Genomic DNA, 14,075 nt, shown 5'->3' on the forward strand with positions numbered 1-14,075 from the left:
GCGAACACCAGGCCGGCAGACCGAAGCCTGACGTGTTCCAGTGCAGCCAAGTCGGCACTCCCTGGCAAATGCCTGCGATGTCCGATGGCGGTACGCTGAGGCCATGACGCCCCATTCGCCCGGACCGGTGTTGCGGGATTACGTGCTGGCGGAATTCGGCGCGGCACGGGACGCTCTGGAGCACCGCGGTGCGCGCCTGCACGCGGGTGTGCACCGCGCCCGCAAGGCGATCCGGCGGATCCGTGCGGTGCTGGCGCTTGGGGCGGACGTGTTGGATCGCGAAGGCAGTCGGCTCGAACACGGCTTGCGCCAGGTCAACCGCGGCATGTCCGAACTGCGCGATGCGCATGCGCTGGTGGAGACCCTGGAGCGATTGCTGCCCATGGCCAGCGACGACGCTACCCGGCGCCTGTTGCGGCGATCGCGGCGTGCCGCCGCGCAGCGCCGCGCCCGCCTGGGTCGCAGCACCCGGCAGGTGCGAAAGGTGGATGAGGCGTGCTCGGGGCTGAAGGCCTTGCGTGAAGTTGCGGCAGAGCTCGATTGGGAGGGCATCCGGGGGACGACGCTCGCCGCAGCCCTGATGGCGGACGAGATACGGATGTCAGCGGTCTGCGCGCAGGCCCTGGACGTGGGCGCGGACGCGGACTGGCATCGGTGGCGGCGACGGGTGCGCACGCATCTGCAGCAGCAGCGTGCGTGCGCGTTGGCAGGCGTCGGCGCCGGCGTGAGCCGGTACGAACAGAGCCTCGCCGAGCAGATGGGCGCTATGCAGGATCTGAGCCTGCTGCTGTCGCAGTGCGGACACGGCTCCGCTCTTTCCAAGCCGGACCGCAAACAGCTGCGTCATTTCGCCGAGGCGACGTTGGCCCGTCAGCGCGAACGCATCGCCTCAGTGGTGCGCATGACTTCGCCGTGCTGACGGAGTGCTTGCGACGGCCTGTCGCAGCGCAAGCGGAAATCCATCGTCAGGATTGAATGGAGTGGGCGAAGCCCTGCACGAACTCGCCCAGCATCTTGCGCGTGGCGTCGTCGGCGAGTTCACCGTTCGCATCCATGAGCGTATGCGCGCGCGACACCTGCAGGCGGCCACCGGACCAGTAGCGCACCCGCAGCGTGCGCAGCACCGGCAGCCACGCGTTCTGCGCGAGGATCGTGCCGAAGCCACCGGGCGAAGCGCCGATTACCGCGAACGGTCGGTCGCCGAACACGCGCGGAATGTCGTCGGCGGGACGCGACAGCCAGTCGATCGCATTCTTGAACACGCCGGGGATGCCGTTGTTGTACTCGGGCGTGCACAACAGCACGCCATCGCTGGCGACGACGCGTTCCTTCAATGCCGTCACCGTCGCGGGCAGGCCTTCGCGTTGCTCGAGATCGCCGTCGTAGAGCGGAATGCCGTGCAGGGTGGCGATGTCCAATTGCACGTCGGGACCGGCTACCGACTGCGCCGCGCGCAACAGCGCAGTGTTGAAGGAGTGGGCGCGCAGGCTGCCGGAAATGCCGAGGATTCTGATCATGGGGAGGCTCCTGTAGAACTTCGTCGCGTCAGGCTGACGCAAACGCAGGCTGGATTGGCTACATGGCTCTCCTTCTCCCCGCGATGCGGGGAGAAGGTGCCCGAAGGGCGGATGAGGGGCGCTTTGCCTTTTGGCGCAGCCCGCCCCTCACCCTGCATTGCTACGCAATGCTGTCCCTCTCCCCGCAAGCGGGGCGAGGGATGCTACGTCGTGGTCGTCGGTGCAGACGCAAGCGCCGTATCGATACGCACTTCACCGACCAGCACGTTGTGGATCGGACAGGCGTTGGCGACCTGCAGCAGGCGCGTGCGCTGTTCCTCGCTGAGTTCGCCACGCAATGCGATGCGACGGGTGATGTCGGTGCCGGAGGCGGGCTTGCCCTGCGGGTTGTATTGCAGTTCGACCTCGACGCCGGCCAAGGGCCATTGCTTGCGTGCGGCATACATCTGCAGCGTGATCACCGTGCAGGCGCCCAGGCTCGACAGCAGCAGCCGTGTGGGATCGGGACCGACGTTGCCGCCACCCTTGTCCTGCGGTTCGTCCGCGGGCCAAGCGTGGCCGAGGTCATCGCCGAGGGCGACGCTGTAGGGCGTCGCGCCGCTGCGTGCGGTGACGGTGGAAATGGCCATGCGTGAAAGTCTCCTTGTGTGCTCAGGTGCCGCGCGCGCTGGTAATCACCGCGCCTTCGCGCATCGCCTTGGTGACCGGGGTGTTGGCGACGATCTCGAGCAGGCGGCTCCATTGCTCGTCGCTCAGCGGCTGGTCCGAATGCAGGGTGCGATGCACGTGCGGCTTGCCGTCGTCGTCGAAGCTCAGGGTGAGTTCGGCGCGGAATTCGCCCAGGTTCCAACCCTTGCGCTCCGCATACATGCGCAGCGTGATCGCGGTGCAGGCCGACAGCGAGGCGAGGTAGTAGTCGAACGGCGCGGGCGCCGCGCCCTGGCCGCCCAGGGCCTTGGGTTCGTCGGTATCCAGGTCGAAGCGGCCGACATGGATGTGATGCAGATAGTGCGTATCGGTGGAGGCCACCGTGGCCGTGTGGGCTTTGTTCACTGGTTGCTCCTGCGGCCGCGTAGCCGGAACGCTACGCCTTCTGCGCGTGTTGGGGAATCGGTGCTGCGATGACGCCGGTCTTGCGACCGGCGCCTCGCAGCGTTGCAGCAGTTACTGCATGCGACCGAACTTGCCGCCGTTGAAATCGACGATCGCCTGGCTGATCTCGTCCTGCGTGTTCATCACGAAGGGACCGTAGCCGACGATCGGCTCGTCGATCGGTTCGCCGCTCAATACGAGCAGGGTCGCATCGCTGTTGGCTTCGATGTGCACGTCGCGGCCATCCAGGCTCAGCGTGACCATCTGCGCCTCGCGCGCGACCTGGCTGCCGTTGACCTGCACCGTACCCTTGAGCACCACCAGCGACAGCGTGCGGCCCTCGGGCAGGGTGAAGTCCACGGCGTGACCCTGGCCCAGACGCACATCCCACACGTCGATCGGAGTGAAGGTGCGCGCGGGACCGCGGTGGCCGGCGTATTCACCCGCGATCACGCGGACCTTGCCGGCACCTTCGGCCAACTCGACGCTGGGGATCTCGACGTCGAGCAAGGTCTGGTAGCCCGGTGCGGCCATCTTGTCCTTGGCCGGCAGATTGACCCACAGCTGCACCATTTCCAGCGTGCCGCCGGCGCGGGTGAACTCCTGCGAATGGAACTCCTCGTGCAGGATCCCCGAGGCCGCGGTCATCCACTGCACATCGCCCGGGCCGATCTTGCCGCCCGCGCCAGTGGAGTCGCGGTGTTCGACCTCGCCTTCGTAGACGATCGTGACCGTCTCGAAGCCGCGGTGCGGATGCTGGCCGACGCCGCGCGGCTGCGCGGCCGGTTCGAACTTGTACGGGCCGGCGTAGTCGAGCAGCAGGAACGGGCTCAGGTGCTGGCCGTGGCTGCTGTAGGAGAACAGCGAGCGGGCCGGGAATCCGTCGCCCACCCAGTGCGGGCGCGGGGCGCTGTAGATGCCAAGAATCTTCTTCATAGCGACTCCAACCTTTGCGCGGGGGCTGCGGAATGCGGCCCTTCAGCGTTGCGGAAACGATATGACTGCAACGATGGCGCCGGTAGATCGGCGGATTTATCCTCAGAGTCCTATTTGGTGAACACTGGGCCGGGGCGATGCAGGACCTCAACGACCTCTATTACTTCGCCCAGGTGGTCGAGCACGGCGGCTTCGCCCCGGCCGGACGCGCGCTGGGGATGCCCAAGTCCAAGCTCAGCCGGCGCATCGCCCTGCTCGAGGAACGCCTGGGCGTGCGCCTGATCCAGCGTTCGACCCGCCACTTCTCGGTCACCGAGATCGGCCAGACCTTCTACGCGCACTGCAAGGCGATGCTGGTCGAAGCCGAGGCGGCGCAGGAGGCGATCGAGGTGACGCGCTCGGAGCCGCGCGGGATCGTGCGCATGACCTGCCCGGTGGTGCTGCTCGACGCCACGGTCGGACCGATGCTCGCAGAGTTCATGGTCGAACACCCGCATGTCGAGATCCATCTGGAGTCGACCAATCGCCGGGTCGATGTGATTGGCGAAGGCATCGACGTCGCGCTGCGCGTGCGTCCGCCGCCGTTGCAGGACAGTGACCTGGTGATGCGCGTGCTCGCCGAGCGCAGCCAATGCCTGGTGGCGAGTCTGGCTCTGATCGAACGCTACGGCATGCCGCAAGGCCCGGCCGATCTGTCGCGCTTTCCCAGCCTCGACCTCGGCGTGCCGCAGAACGAGCACGTGTGGAACCTGATCGGTCCCGACGACGCGCACGCGTCGATCTATCACCGGCCGCGCTTCATCACCCGCGGCATGCTCGCGCTACGCGATGCGGCGGTGGCCGGCGTGGGCGTGGTGCAGCTGCCGACCATGCTCATCCAGGCGCAGTTGGCGAGTGGCGAACTGACGCGGGTGACGCCGGAATGGCGGCCACGGCGCGAGATTGTGCATGCGGTGTTCGCGTCGCGTCGCGGGCTGCTGCCGTCGGTGCGCGCGCTGATCGACTTCCTCGCGGCGCGTTTCGCTACGCTGGACAATGACTGAGTCGCCACACCCGGGAACGACATGCCACGGCTTGCCGTACTGCGAATCGCGTTGAAGATCTTCATCCCGCTGGCATTGATCTATGCCAGCCTGATCGTGCTGTTGTACGTGCGACAACGCGACATGATGTATTTCCCGCAGCTCACGCGGACGGCGGCAGCGGATGCTGATTTCGTGCTCGAAAGCGACGGATTGCAGTTGCGAGGTTGGGTAATCAATCCCGGTCGTGCGCAGGCGATCCTTTACTTCGGCGGCAATGCGGAATCGGTGGAGCGCAATCGCGACGATTTCGCCCGCTGGTTCGAAGGCAGCACGGTCTATCTGTTGCCCTATCGCGGCTATGGCGCCAATGCGGGGACGCCGGAAGAGCGCGGGCTGTATCGCGACGCGCTCGCCCTGTACGACCAGGTGCACCGGCAGCAACCGCAGGCGCGCATCGCCGTGATCGGACGCAGCCTCGGGAGCGGGGTCGCGAGCTATGTGGCCGCGAGTCGGCTGGCGTCCCGGCTGGTCCTGATTACGCCGTTCGACAGCATGGCGGACGTGGCGCAAGCGCATTACCCGTGGCTGCCGGTGCGGCCGCTGGTGAAGGATCGTTACGACTCGGTCGCGCACCTCGCCCGCTATGGCGCACCGGTGCTCATCGTTCGTGCCGGTCGCGATCAGGTGGTGCCGGCGGCGAATACGCGGCGGCTGATCGCATCGTTGCCTACCCGGCCACGTGTGCTCGACTTGCCCGAAGCCGATCACAACACGGTGCAGGACTTTCCCACCTATGGCGCGACCCTGGCCGCGTTCCTGCGGTAGGAATTACTGCTTGCCGCAGGTGCTCTCGCGCACCGCGCGGGTCAATCGCTGCACTTCGGCCTGCGCCTTCGCGCGGTCCTCGCTCGCGCCGAAGCGCAGCGCCGATTCGGCCGCGCGCAGGCGTCGGTGCCAGGCATCGCACAGCGCGCCATCAGGCACGCGCTGGCATTGGTCGATCTTCATCTCGCAGGCCGCGGTGTTGTTGCCGCCTTCGATCACGCCACCCAGCCCCGTGGTGTTCAAGGTGACGCAACGCGGCTTGGGCTCGCCGTCCTCGCTGAGGTAGGTGTCGTTGTCGCTGGTGCGGCACTCGTACAACCAGGGCGGCGGCAGACGATCCTCGTCGGTGATGGTGGTCTCCGGCTCCTGTTCCGGCTCCGGCGCGGCCGGGCGTGGCGCTACCGGCGGCGTGCGCAGCGCCGGTGGCACGTGCACCGGCGTGGTTGGGGTTGGCGAAGTCACGAACGGCGGCGGCGCCGACGTCGGCGCGGCTTCCATCACGCGTCGTTCCTGCTTGCTGCCTTTCGGGCAGGGCGTGCCGTTCTGGATGGTCAGCGCACCGCTGGCGTCGGTGCAGCGATAGATCACGACGCCCTGTGCTGAAGCAGGCATCGGTGCGGACAAGACGAGGGCGAGGGCTGCGATCGCGCCGCTCCACCACTTTGTTGCGGTGGCACGGCGCAGAGGAATAACGGGCATCAACTGTCTCCGCAGTCGTTGGCCAGGCGCGCATCAATGCCGCGGGTTTCGCGGTCGATCTGCGCGCGTTCGCTGGGTTGGGCGATGTTCCAGCGACGGTTGAGCTCAAAACGCTCGTCGCGCAGGCGGTCGCAGACTTCGGCCTGCGGCAGACGATGGCATTCGTCGTGCACCCATTGTCCCATCGGCACCGCCGGTACGATCACGCCCGCCGGCGGCGGGTTTGGATTTGGCTCGCCGATGCGCACGCGGCCGCTGACGCCGCCGTTGCGGAAGCCGACGTTGGCGCTGAGGCCACCACCGGAGCGGATCGGCACTGCCGGATAGCCGAACGTCCACAGCGGCTCCCAGCGCGCGCGGCCTTCGCCGGTATCGCTGGTGTAGCGCTCACCATCGGCGCCGAAGCATTCGTAGAGGGGCTGCGGCGGCGTCACCACGATGTAGCGCGGGGCCGGTTCGCGTGCAGGCACGGCGGGCGCGGAAGCAGCGGCAGCCGGCAGCGCGCGCGGCGGCGGGTCGGTGGGCCGGACCATGCTGCGCGATTCCTGCTTCTCGCCGGCGAGGCACGGCGTGTCGCGCAGGGTGAGGTGGCCCTTGGTGTCGGTGCAGCGGTAGATGGTCACGTCGGCGGCCTGTGCGGATCCCTGCGCCAGTAGCGCGAAGGGAAGCAGCAGCAACACGTGGCCGGGACGTTTCATGGCGGCATCTTGCGCCCGACCGTGCGTGCAGGGAAGTCGATACCGGCGGATGTTGCTGCGGGTTCAGCGTGTCGGCCCGCAATGGAGAAGGGCCGCAGGCGCGGCCCCTTCTCGACGTACATCGCGTGGCTTACTTCGCCCGCACGTATTCGATCTGCATCGACTTGCGTTCCTTGCCGTCGCGCGTCTCGTACATCTCGAAGTTCACATGGTCCGCATCGACGACACGCACCACTTCGCGGATCGGCACCAAGGCGCCGTTCTGCATCGGATCGGCCATCTGCGCCTGGTAGGCGTAGGTCTTGCTCGCCGGATCGTAGTCGCCATGGGCGACAAACAGGCCGGTCGACATGTTGTCCGACCAGGTGCTGAAGTACTTGCCGGTGACGTTGTCGTAGCCGATGTAGCCCACGCCTTCGAACGGCTGACCCATGGCCTGGCCGGTGTAGTCCATGCGCAGCTGGCGGCCGCCGAGCACGGGGGTGTTCACCGACTTGCCGGTCTCGGTCTGCGGCTTGGCGGACGGATCCATCCACGAAGTCATCTTCGTATTCCAGGTGCCTTCGAAACCGGCGATCAGCTGCTGGTGCTTCTCGTTGGGAGTGGCAGCCTTCTGCCAGGCTTCCATTGCCGCCTGCTGTTCCGCGCTCATCGGCGGCGGCGCGGCGACCTTCTTGTCCTTGGCGAAGGTGGGCAGCGCGAGTGCTACGCCGAGCGCGAGCACGGCCAGGTGACGGATCTTCATGTGCTTCCTCTCCTTTGGAAACGGCCAGGTACGGCCGACGGCGCAACCTACGCCGCGCGTCGTTAAGGGAGCGTGCGTCCAGGAAGGGGAATTACAGGCGCAGTACGGCGCCGGTCGCGGCGTCGCGGATCGCAGTGGGCGCGGCCTGGCCGCCGGTTTCGCCTTCGCACACGCCATCGAGCTGTGCGAGCAGCAGCGGATCGAGTTGTCCGCGGTCGTACGCGGGTGGTTCGCCAGCGCGATTGGCGCTGGTCGAGACCAGCGGGCCGCCAAAGGTTGTGCACAAAGCCGCCACGATCGGATGGGCGCTGACGCGTACCGCCACGCCTGCATGGGCGCCGGTGATCCAGCGCGGCACGCGTGCGGTGGCCGGCACGATCCAGGTGTTGGGACCCGGCCAGCTGGCTTCGACGAGGGCACGGCGTTCGCCGGCGAGCGCATCCCAGTCGAGCAGACCGTCGAGTTGCGCACGCTGCGCGGCGATCAGGATCAGGCCCTTGGCGACATCGCGCTCCTTGATCGCCAGCAGGCGTTGCACCGCCGCTTCCTGCAAGGGATCGCAACCCAGGCCCCACACGGCTTCGGTGGGATAGGCGACCACGCCGCCTTCCCGCAGGACGCGGGCGGTGGCGACGACAGTGAGCGATGCGGTCATGCGGCGAAGGCGCGGCGGGTTACGCCTTCGCCTTCTTTGCGACCTTCTTCACCGCCTTCTTCGCGACGGCCTTCTTGGTCGTCGCCTTCTTGGCGGCCTTCTTTGCCACCTTCTTGGCGGTGGTCTTGGCCGGCTTCTCGGCTGCGGTCTTCTTGGCCGCTGCCTTCTTCACCGCCGGTTCCTTCTTCGCCGCCGTCTTCTTGCCGAAGCGGCCGCGCATTGGCTTGCCGGTTTCTTCCATCAGCTTGATCACTTCCTCCAGCGTCAGCGACGCCGGTTCGCGATCCTTGGGAATGCGGCCGTTGAGCTTGCCATCGCTGATGTACGGACCGAAGCGGCCGTTGAGCACCTGGATATCGCTGCCCGCGAATTCCTTGATGATCCGGTTGCGCGCGATCTCTTCCTTTTCTTCGATCAGGAACACCGCGCGGGCGAGGTCGATCGCATACGGATCATCTTCCTTCTTCAGCGAAGCGTAGGTGCTGCCGCGCTTGGCGAACGGGCCGAAGCGGCCGATGCCGACCGTCACCAATTCGCCATGGGATTCGCCGAGCTTGCGCGGCATGTCGAACAGCTTCATCGCATCTTCGAACGAGATCGAATAGATGCTCTGGCCGGGCTGCAGCGAGGCGAACTTCGGCTTGTCCTCGTCCTCGACCGTGCCGATCTGCACCATCGGGCCGAAGCGGCCGATGCGCGCGCTGACTTCCTTGCCGCTGTCCGGATCGACGCCCAGCACGCGTGCGCTGCCGGCGTCGGTGCGGTCGACCGATTCGGTCTTCTCCTCGACCAGTTCCTTGAACGGGATCCAGAACTTCTCCATCAGCGGCACCCATTCCTCTTCGCCGCGCGAGACGGCGTCGAGTTCGTCTTCCATCTTCGCGGTGAAGTCGTAGTCGACGTACCGGGTGAAGTGGCTGCTGAGGAACTTCGATACCGCGCGGCCCACGTCGGTGGGACGGAAGCTGCGGCCTTCCATCTCCACGTACTTGCGGAACAGCAGGGTCTGGATGATCGAGGCATACGTGGACGGACGGCCGATGCCGTATTCCTCGAGCGCCTTCACCAGCGCGGCTTCGGTGAAGCGCGGCGGCGGCTGGGTGAAATGCTGGTCGGCGTGGATGCGATCGAGCGGTACGCGGTCGCCGATCTTCATCGCCGGCAGCTTGCGGCCTTCGTCGTCGTCCTCGGCGGTCTTGGTGTCCTTGCCTTCCTCGTACACGGCAAGGAAGCCCGGATCGACCACGGTGGTGCCCGATGCGCGGAAGCTGTGTTCGGAACCGGCGGCGAGATCGACCGACACGGTGTTGAGCGTGGCCGGCACCATCTGCGAGGCGACGGCGCGCTTCCACACCAGTTCGTACAGCTTGCGTTCGTCATCCGAGAGGAAGCGCGCCACCTGCGAGGGCGTGCGCAGCGCCGAAGTCGGACGTACGGCTTCGTGCGCTTCCTGCGCGTTCTTCGACTTGGTGGTGTAGGCGTTGGGCTTGTCCGGCAGCGCGCGGGTGCCGTAGTCGCGCGCGATCACGTCGCGGATTTCGCCCAGCGCGTCCTGCGACAGACTGACCGAGTCGGTACGCATGTAGGTGATCAGGCCGACCGTGCCTTCCTCGCCGATCGCCACGCCCTCGTACAGTTTCTGCGCGACCTGCATGGTCTTGCGCGTGGTGAAGCCGAGCTTGCGCGCGGCTTCCTGCTGCAGCGTGGACGTGGTGAACGGCGCCGCGGGGCGGCGCTTGCGCTCCTTGCTGGCGACGTCGGTGACGTGCAATGCACTGCCGGCGGCCTTGACCAGGCGCTGGCGTGCAGCTTCGGCGTCGTTGCCATTGGTGATCGTGAACTGCTCGAACTTCTTGCCGTCGAGCTTGGTCAGCTTGGCGGTGAAGGCTTGGGTTGGATGCGCGCACTCGGCTTCGACGCTCCAGTATTCGCGGGCGACGAAGGCTTCGATCTCTTCCTCGCGCTCCACGATCATGCGCAGCGCCGGCGACTGCACGCGGCCGGCGGACAAGCCGCGCTGCACCTTGCGCCACAGCACCGGCGACAGGTTGAAGCCGACCAGGTAGTCCAGCGCACGCCGCGCCTGCTGCGCGTCGACCAGGTCACTGGCGATGTCGCGCGGCTGGGTCATTGCCTCCTTGATCGCGCGCGGGGTGATCTCGGTGAACACCACGCGCTGCAGCGTCTTGCCCTTGAGCAGACCGCGCTCCTTGAGGATCTCGGCGATGTGCCAGCTGATCGCCTCGCCCTCGCGGTCCGGGTCGGTCGCCAGGTACAGCGCGTCGGCGCCCTTGGCGGCCTTGGCGATGGCGTCGACGTGCTTCTCGTTCTTTTCGATCAGGTCGTAGCGCATGGCGAACCCGTTTTCGGGATCGACCGCGCCCTCCTTGGGCACCAGGTCGCGCACATGGCCGTAGCTGGCCAGGACGGTGAAGTCCTTGCCGAGGTACTTGTTGATCGTCTTGGCCTTGGCGGGCGACTCGACGATGAGGAGATTCTTGGCCATGGGGATTCAGATCCGGGCGTTCCGAGACTAGGGGGAGGAACGCCAAACGACAGCAGAGAAGGCAACGCCCGGGGCCGGGGCCACGGGCGTCAGGGGGATTTCCTTTTTTAGTGGAATCACGACGCGACCCAGCCTGTCAAGCTGAACCGGCCGGAGCGGGACACGTGTCGCGTCTCCTGGTGTGAAGCCGGCCGCTCCGGTTAGTGCGCGCCGGCGGCGATGCCGAAGGCGATCAGGGCGGCGATCAGCAGGAAATAGCCGATCATCAACACGCCCGCGATCACGATGATCACCACCGTTACCGTACCCAGCTCGCGGCGCTGGCGCTCCGGGTGGGCGGTGAACGCCCACTGGTCGACCACCAGGGTGCTGGCGACAATGTCGTGCAGCGCACGCTTGCGTTCGGTGAAGCCGGCCATGATGTAGCCGATGCACAGGATAATGCTGCTGAGGATGGTGGCGAAATAACGACCGATACCCCGGGCGAAACTGATCCGCTGCCCATCGTCATCGGTCACCTTGATGCCCACGGCCATCTTGCCCAGGGTGGCCTGGCGTTCCGACGAATGCATCCACGCGTAGTACACCGCCTGCATGGCGATCGGCACCAGCAACATGCCGAAAATGAAGCCGAACAGGCCCGCACCGGCGATCATCGCGCCGGGATCGCTGCGCGACGCGAAGCCCGCGCCAACGCCGAATCCGGCCATCACGATCATCTGCACCACCCAGGTGACGATGCCGACCACGATGGAGTCGATGAATACGGCGGCGAAACGCTTCCAGAAGCCGGCATAGACCACTTCACCCCCTGCGACGTAGTCGCTGCCGACGTGGATGGCGGCCCGCGGCGGCGCGTAGGGCGACTGCGGTTCGGCCACGGCATACGGGTTGGAGCCCGATGCGAGCGTGGCGGTCACGGCAGGGTTGGAAGAGAGCGTGCCCAGCGTCGGATCGGATGCCGCGCCGACTGCCGGAGCCCGGCCGATCGGTTCGGCCATCGCATACGGATTGACGCCGGCCGACAGCGGCTTGGCCTCGGCGGGCGTCACGCCGGCGGCTTCATTCAGCGCCAGGGTCATGACTTCACGCCAGGCGCGCCACTGCGGCATGCCTTCGCGCCACACCAGGGTGTCGGGCTGCATCTGGCCGGCGTGATGCAGCTCGGCCAGGTCGCGCGCTGCGACAGGGCCGAGGCGGTTGCGTTCGTAATCGCTGTAGTACCACTGGCTCATGTCGACTGACTCAGTTGGAATTCGGGTTCGCGCGGCATTGCGGTGGGCGGAGACGGTTGGGCAAATCGCCGCCGCTGCAATCCCACTCTGAGGCATCCGCATCGGCGGCCTCGAACAATAGCGTCTTGCCGTCCAGTGCGCCGGGACCGCGCAGGCTGATTTCGAACGCGCAATGGCCGCCTTCCAGCGCGCCCACGCGCACGCTGGCTACGCGCGGGCTCTGGGTGAGCGGGGTCAATGCGGACGCGATGTCGGTGCTGTCGTTGTCAGGGCAGCCGTCCTGGCTGGCGGCGTGTTCGGCAATCGCGATCTTGAGTGGCGTGGCGAGCGAAAACACTTCACTGAGCTTCGCGCGCTGCGTGTAGTCGTTGTACGCCGGGATCGCGATCGCGGCGAGGATGCCCAGCGTCGGGATCGCCAGCGCGGCGCAGACGATCAGGGCGATCATGCAGCCGGACATGCCCTTCTTCGGTGGTGCCGCGCGGTAGGCCGCAGCCGGCGCCGCGGGAGCGCTCGTCGGCATCGGCGGCGGCACGCTGGCGTCGGGGATGACCGAATCGATGTCGAGTTCGAAGGCGACGCGCTCGAGTGGCAGCCACTGCACCATGCCCTCGCACCAGACCAGGTTGTCGCGGCGCAGGCGGCGCTGGCGGTAGTGCTCGCGCAATTCATCCGCACTGATCGGGCCGATGCGATTGCGGGCGTCGTCGGAGTAAAACCATTGGGTCATCCGGAAAGGCTCCTGGGTGGTCTTCAGCCGCCACGGCGGCATTCGTAGGGACGGTAGCGTTCGGGCATCGAGCCGCCGGTGCACGTCCACTCGAAGCGGCCGGCATCGGGATAGCCCTCATAGCGCAAGGTCTTGCCATCGATCGGTTGGCCGTCGACGTTGAGCGCGAGTTCGAAGGCGCAACCGCCCTCGATAGTGGCGAAGCGGACTTCCGCCGAGGCGCGGCGAAGCAGGTCCTGGCGCATCTGCACGACGCGCGGGTCCTCGTTGTCCGGGCAGCGACCGGTACGCAGCGCGTAGTCGCCCACGACCCGCTTCAAACCGATCGACATTCCGGTCAATGTGCCCATGCTGTCGGCGCGACGCGCGTAGTCCTTGTAGGCGGACTGCATGAACGAACCCACGACGAGCAACGCCGGAATGCCCAGCGCGCCCAGTGCGATCAGCACGATCGCGGTGGTGGAGAGGGTCTTCTTCTCGCGCAGCGGCGCGCGCGTGTATTTGCCGCGTGGCACCGCAGCGCTCACTGCAGGCGCACGTGGCGCGATCAGTGGCGGAGCGGCAGAGGAGGGCAGCGATGGCGGGTGGGACGAATCGGTCTCGAGGCTGGCGAGGCCCAGTTCCGGCGCCATGCGTTCCAGCGGCTGCCACTCACGCAGGCCGTGGTGCCAGACCAGGGTGTCGCGCTGGATCCGGCGGTCGTGAAAGCGCTTGCACAATTCTTCGGCCGACAGCGGGCCGACGCGACCCTCGCTGGGGTCGTGGTAGTACCAATCGATCATTGCCTCCCCCCGAGGCCCGTCCCTGAAGCGGATTGGTTACCGCTGCAGGGACCCAGCCCAGGCGTCCGGCGGCAAAACCGTGACTAATGTACCGGTTCGGGCTCGTCGGCGAACATCTGGGTCTCCATCCAGGCGTACGCCGCTTCGCTGCCGGGCTGGTTGAACAGCACCATCAGCACGACCCACTTCAGGTCGTCGAGGTCGAGCTGGTCCTGGTCGAGCGCCATCGCGCGGTCCAGCACCAGTTCGCGCTGGTCGGCGTCGAGGATGCCGTGCTGTTCCAGGAACAGCAGGAAGCCCCGACATTCAACGTCCAGTTTGTCGAGTTCCGGTCCGAAATAGACGCGGGTGGGGCCGCCGACACGCGGGGTGGCCGTGCTGGGGCGCTGCGAAGCCAGCGCGTCCAGCCATTCAAAGGCCTTGTTGATTTCGGCGGGACTGAAGCCGGCCTGGCCGAGTTCCTCGAAGAGGGGGCCGCTACGGAGCGAATCGTGGTCGCGGACGAGATCAGCGTCCTCGGTGAAGTAGTGCTCGAACAGGTACAGCAGGACGTCCAGGATGCTCTCTTTCATTTCCCTCGGCCTGCGCCGCTAGCGGCGCGATGGGCGGGTTGGGGCTTACAGGGGTGCC

General features: G+C 66.8%; 16 protein-coding genes. 3 read left to right on the forward strand and 13 right to left on the reverse strand.

The window, feature by feature from the left end; translation table 11 throughout:
- The first annotated feature begins 103 nt into the window (after positions 1-103).
- Positions 104-919 (forward strand): CHAD domain-containing protein, encoded by an 816-nt coding sequence (locus ACYVGK_RS02455; RefSeq protein WP_460731636.1) that lies wholly within the window; start codon positions 104-106, stop codon positions 917-919.
- A 46-nt stretch (positions 920-965) separates the two neighbouring features.
- Here ACYVGK_RS02455 and ACYVGK_RS02460 read toward each other — a convergent pair whose 3' ends face one another.
- The 4 genes from ACYVGK_RS02460 to ACYVGK_RS02475 all read right to left on the reverse strand — a co-directional run bounded on the left by ACYVGK_RS02460 (position 966) and on the right by ACYVGK_RS02475 (position 3,545).
- The gene (locus tag ACYVGK_RS02460; RefSeq protein WP_460731637.1) at positions 966-1,517 is read right to left on the reverse strand and encodes an NADPH-dependent FMN reductase; all 552 of its coding nucleotides are present in this window, start codon (positions 1,515-1,517) and stop codon (positions 966-968) included.
- Between the two features lie 203 nt (positions 1,518-1,720).
- Positions 1,721-2,146, reverse strand: a complete 426-nt coding sequence (locus tag ACYVGK_RS02465; protein WP_460731638.1) for an OsmC family protein — start codon at positions 2,144-2,146, stop codon at positions 1,721-1,723.
- Positions 2,147-2,168: 22 nt separating this feature from the next.
- On the reverse strand, positions 2,169-2,570 hold the full coding sequence (locus ACYVGK_RS02470; RefSeq protein WP_460731639.1) for an OsmC family protein: 402 nt from the start codon (positions 2,568-2,570) through the stop codon (positions 2,169-2,171).
- A gap of 111 nt (positions 2,571-2,681) precedes the next feature.
- Entirely contained in the window at positions 2,682-3,545 is an 864-nt protein-coding gene (locus tag ACYVGK_RS02475) for a pirin family protein (RefSeq protein WP_460731640.1), read from the reverse strand.
- A 137-nt stretch (positions 3,546-3,682) separates the two neighbouring features.
- On the opposite strand from ACYVGK_RS02475, the gene ACYVGK_RS02480 reads away from it, so the two are divergent.
- Both ACYVGK_RS02480 and ACYVGK_RS02485 read left to right on the forward strand, forming a co-directional pair.
- Positions 3,683-4,588 carry a LysR family transcriptional regulator gene (locus ACYVGK_RS02480; protein WP_460731641.1) on the forward strand — a complete coding sequence of 302 codons (906 nt, stop codon included), beginning with the start codon at positions 3,683-3,685 and terminating at the stop codon, positions 4,586-4,588.
- 21 nt (positions 4,589-4,609) lie between these two features.
- Complete coding sequence (locus ACYVGK_RS02485; RefSeq protein ID WP_460731642.1) at positions 4,610-5,395, forward strand: alpha/beta hydrolase; 786 nt, start codon at positions 4,610-4,612, stop codon at positions 5,393-5,395.
- A gap of 3 nt (positions 5,396-5,398) precedes the next feature.
- Here the strand turns inward: ACYVGK_RS02485 and ACYVGK_RS02490 are convergent, their stop codons facing one another.
- The 9 genes from ACYVGK_RS02490 to ACYVGK_RS02530 form a co-directional block, all read right to left on the reverse strand.
- Entirely contained in the window at positions 5,399-6,094 is a 696-nt protein-coding gene (locus tag ACYVGK_RS02490; RefSeq protein ID WP_460731643.1) for a DUF4124 domain-containing protein, read from the reverse strand.
- The gene (locus ACYVGK_RS02495; RefSeq protein ID WP_460731644.1) at positions 6,094-6,792 is read right to left on the reverse strand and encodes a DUF4124 domain-containing protein; all 699 of its coding nucleotides are present in this window, start codon (positions 6,790-6,792) and stop codon (positions 6,094-6,096) included. The genes ACYVGK_RS02490 and ACYVGK_RS02495 overlap by 1 nt, the downstream gene beginning before the upstream one ends.
- Positions 6,793-6,922: 130 nt before the next feature.
- Positions 6,923-7,537 carry a DUF1579 domain-containing protein gene (locus tag ACYVGK_RS02500; RefSeq protein WP_460731645.1) on the reverse strand — a complete coding sequence of 205 codons (615 nt, stop codon included), beginning with the start codon at positions 7,535-7,537 and terminating at the stop codon, positions 6,923-6,925.
- A gap of 91 nt (positions 7,538-7,628) precedes the next feature.
- Positions 7,629-8,192 carry an L-threonylcarbamoyladenylate synthase gene (locus ACYVGK_RS02505; RefSeq protein ID WP_460731646.1) on the reverse strand — a complete coding sequence of 188 codons (564 nt, stop codon included), beginning with the start codon at positions 8,190-8,192 and terminating at the stop codon, positions 7,629-7,631.
- A 19-nt stretch (positions 8,193-8,211) separates the two neighbouring features.
- The gene (locus ACYVGK_RS02510) at positions 8,212-10,698 is read right to left on the reverse strand and encodes a DNA topoisomerase I (protein WP_460731647.1); all 2,487 of its coding nucleotides are present in this window, start codon (positions 10,696-10,698) and stop codon (positions 8,212-8,214) included.
- Between the two features lie 200 nt (positions 10,699-10,898).
- Positions 10,899-11,933 (reverse strand): RDD family protein, encoded by a 1,035-nt coding sequence (locus ACYVGK_RS02515; protein ID WP_460731648.1) that lies wholly within the window; start codon positions 11,931-11,933, stop codon positions 10,899-10,901.
- A gap of 10 nt (positions 11,934-11,943) precedes the next feature.
- Positions 11,944-12,663: a pilin gene (locus ACYVGK_RS02520; protein WP_460731649.1), complete on the reverse strand. Its 720-nt coding sequence runs from the start codon at positions 12,661-12,663 to the stop codon at positions 11,944-11,946.
- A 23-nt stretch (positions 12,664-12,686) separates the two neighbouring features.
- Complete coding sequence (locus tag ACYVGK_RS02525) at positions 12,687-13,445, reverse strand: GYF domain-containing protein (RefSeq protein ID WP_460731650.1); 759 nt, start codon at positions 13,443-13,445, stop codon at positions 12,687-12,689.
- An 83-nt stretch (positions 13,446-13,528) separates the two neighbouring features.
- Positions 13,529-14,017: a DUF494 family protein gene (locus tag ACYVGK_RS02530; RefSeq protein WP_460731651.1), complete on the reverse strand. Its 489-nt coding sequence runs from the start codon at positions 14,015-14,017 to the stop codon at positions 13,529-13,531.
- Positions 14,018-14,075 lie beyond the last annotated feature (58 nt).

The sequence above is a fragment of the Lysobacter tyrosinilyticus genome (assembly GCF_054779815.1).